Raw genomic sequence first — 2,807 nt, 5'->3', positions numbered from 1 at the left:
CTCTTATACGATTTGTGATTAAAAAATTCGTATAAATTCATTGAATTATTTTTTCTTTATGCAAGGCAAAAAAATCAAGCATAGCTATAGCTACGGTTTATTTTTTAAACGAAGTATAAAGGAAAAAGAAACGATGAATATGCGAAATTTTAGTTATAAATCGTATTAGCTTTGCTGTATGTAAAAAGAAAATATTAAACGAAAATGAGAGATGTATAAAATTCTTAGGAGTTGGAAAAAGAGTACACTTACTTTGAGAGATTATGGAGAAAAATACACTTACACCTGGCTAAAAGATGTCCTGGAAAGAATCCCAGAGCATAAGGTAAGTAAATAATCCTCGAGGCAAGCCCAAGAGACATTAACAGGACAAACACATTTAGCTTTCATTTTTTTATGATTGCTGAAAATGTGCTACTTATGTTTTGCACTTTTAGATGATTTAGCTTTGAATAATTTTTATACTAAATCTCAGATTAAGCATCATTCCTTAATTTTAAAAGGATAACGAATTTTTAAGAAATCCAAAGATTTTTTAAATGTGTTTGCCCTGAGGCATTAAAATAATTTTAGTTGATGTACCTTATTGCGCGGCACACAACCACCTTATTACTATTGGTATTTTGCGATACTTATGCTTACCAGTACCAAGAAGAGTTTTTCTGCCTTAGAGACGGCAATTGGGATACCTCTATTATGAGCCTATCTGGTATATGCTCCATAAAATACGATATGCTATGGGAGAAAGGGACAATAATTATAAACTACACCATCAAATAGAGCTGGACGAAGGTTTTTTTTTGAGGTAGTTCCTAATAAAGAAAATCGAGAAAGAATTGCAAAGGAAATAGAAGATAACCAGTGGAAACTCAAAAGGGGAAAAGGAAGTCAGAAACAAGCACCTATATTGGTTATGATAGAATCAAAACCTGTAGAACTTTCTCCGAAATATAAGCATAAAACCAATAAAGTAGTTGGATACATCAAAATGAAATTACTGGATAACCTTGAAAAGAAAACTACTACTGAACAAGCAAAAACTAACATTGACACAAAAGCATCTGCTACAACAGATGGGGCTAACAATTATAATGATCTTAAAGATCATCAAGCAGTAGTAATCCAAGACAAAAGCAAAACCTCAGAAATACTACCTTGGGTACACATTGCTATTAGTAATGCCAAAAGATTATTATTAGATGTGCACCACTCCACAGGGATTGATTATTTGCAAAGGTATCTCGATGAATGTTGTTACAAATTCAACAAAAGATACTTTGAATCTATATTTGACAGGGAAATAATAGCAGTGGTAGCTAGCAATTGGAAAACTAAGGTGCAAACTATCGGATAGTAATAATTAACGAGGCAAGCCTCCTTTAAACCTGAAAGCGAATAAACTAGTAGAATTACTACCTAATAATTGGAGCAACTCTAACTAAATAATAGCCAAAAAATCATTTTTTCAAAAACAACTAATTTTTGGTAGGGATAACCTAGCCCAATTGTGTCTTTATAGTATAAATCAATTCAAATCTAAAATGGGAAGAGAAGTATATATAAAATTTGCAGATGAAAAAGATTCGATTTTTAGTAGGGATGCGGTATTTAAAAAAATAAATAACACTTTAACAGGTAATAGCACTAAAGTTTTTACTGTGGATCGTCGTCATTTAAAGCATAAAGATCCAAATCTAAAACAACTTTTTGATTGGGTTTCTGAAAGTTCCAATCCCAGAGTATCATTCAACAGTCATGATACCGATGACAATAGAAAATTACATCATGATTCCAATATTGCAACTATTATCAAAAAACATTATCCTAAAAATTCTAAAAATAAAGTAATATTTCATCTTGATCAATGTGAATCGGGAAATGGTGCAGTGCAGCGTCTGTTTAAAGCACTAGATGGAAACATTAAAGCTTTTCAAGTAAGAGGAAGTCGTAATGAAGTTTATAGAGCTGTACTGTTGGGTCCAATCGGACATGAAGGTAGTGCTCTGGTAAAACTAGATAATACTTCCTTAAGACCGCTAGGGAAACCTTCAAAAACACCTGTCACATCCAATAGCTCAGGTGATCCACAAAGAAAAAAAACCACTAACATCCGAAATTTTTTGCGTTTTTCCTAAAAACCTTTGTTAAGTACTATAAATAAGTTGGTTTTATGGTCTTATCCAGAAAATAAGTTCTTCTGGAACTCAGGGCAAACTCATACTTTTTAAGTTGATTTTTTGAATATATTTTCGTACAAAAGATTTAATTTTAAGCCTGCCAATAGTAGTTTTTTAGCGTAACTATTCACCCTTCATTGGGATGTATGGTTTTTCATTGAATGCATTGATAAGAGATTCTAATATAGATTGCTTATTCTTTCTAAGTGTTGAGATGTATCCCCTGATTCTGGAAAAGTAATGGATATGATCTTGTGATCGAAAACATCCCGACACTTTTTGTTTGACCTTGATCATCCTTAAATCACGTTCCGCCTGATTGTTATCAAAAGGCACTAAGGGTTGTTTGATAAATTCAAGAAAGAGGTATTTATGTTTTTCTAAAGCAAAAGCCAAACGTTGCTCATCAGTTTTCTTGAATTTCTTATCATAGCCTTTGATAATGGGCCGTATTGTTTTAGTAAAGGTGTTGAATGCCCTTGTATAATATGAAGATTTCAGATCAGGATCTTGCTCTTTCTTGTTCTTGGCACGTACTAGTAGTTTTCTTATTTTGGTTGCCCAGGGAGCATCAAAAGCTTCTTCTATATAAATCAGATCCCTCAAAATATGTGCGTTGCACAGGCTATG

Annotated in this window: 4 protein-coding genes; 3 read left to right on the top strand and 1 reads right to left on the bottom strand. The window is 32.7% G+C overall.

Annotated features, from left to right (window positions below; all coding sequences use genetic code 11):
* Window positions 1-211 precede the first annotated feature (211 nt).
* From F0000_RS25300 to F0000_RS25290, 3 genes are all read left to right on the top strand, one after another.
* Window positions 212-337, top strand: a complete 126-nt coding sequence (locus tag F0000_RS25300) for a transposase domain-containing protein (protein ID WP_149627496.1) — start codon at window positions 212-214, stop codon at window positions 335-337.
* 498 nt (window positions 338-835) lie between these two features.
* A complete protein-coding gene (locus F0000_RS25295; RefSeq protein ID WP_149627495.1) occupies window positions 836-1,354 on the top strand; it encodes an IS1595 family transposase in 519 nt (172 codons plus the stop codon).
* 187 nt (window positions 1,355-1,541) lie between these two features.
* Window positions 1,542-2,135 carry a hypothetical protein gene (locus F0000_RS25290; RefSeq protein ID WP_149627494.1) on the top strand — a complete coding sequence of 198 codons (594 nt, stop codon included), beginning with the start codon at window positions 1,542-1,544 and terminating at the stop codon, window positions 2,133-2,135.
* A gap of 165 nt (window positions 2,136-2,300) precedes the next feature.
* On the opposite strand, the gene F0000_RS25285 is transcribed toward F0000_RS25290, so the two are convergent.
* On the bottom strand, window positions 2,301-2,807 hold a 507-nt coding region (locus tag F0000_RS25285), incomplete at its 5' end, for a transposase (protein ID WP_149627493.1).

The organism is Aquimarina sp. RZ0 (assembly GCF_008370685.1).
Classification (GTDB): Bacteria; Bacteroidota; Bacteroidia; order Flavobacteriales; family Flavobacteriaceae; genus Aquimarina.
This window is presented reverse-complemented; position numbering and strand designations above follow the sequence as displayed.

Bases quoted from the DNA above. Each gene is read 5' to 3' on its own strand.
- F0000_RS25300 (WP_149627496.1), top strand. From the start codon at position 212: ATGTATAAAATTCTTAGGAGTTGGAAAAAGAGTACACTTACTTTGAGA.
- F0000_RS25290 (WP_149627494.1), top strand. From the start codon at position 1,542: ATGGGAAGAGAAGTATATATAAAATTTGCAGATGAAAAAGATTCGATT.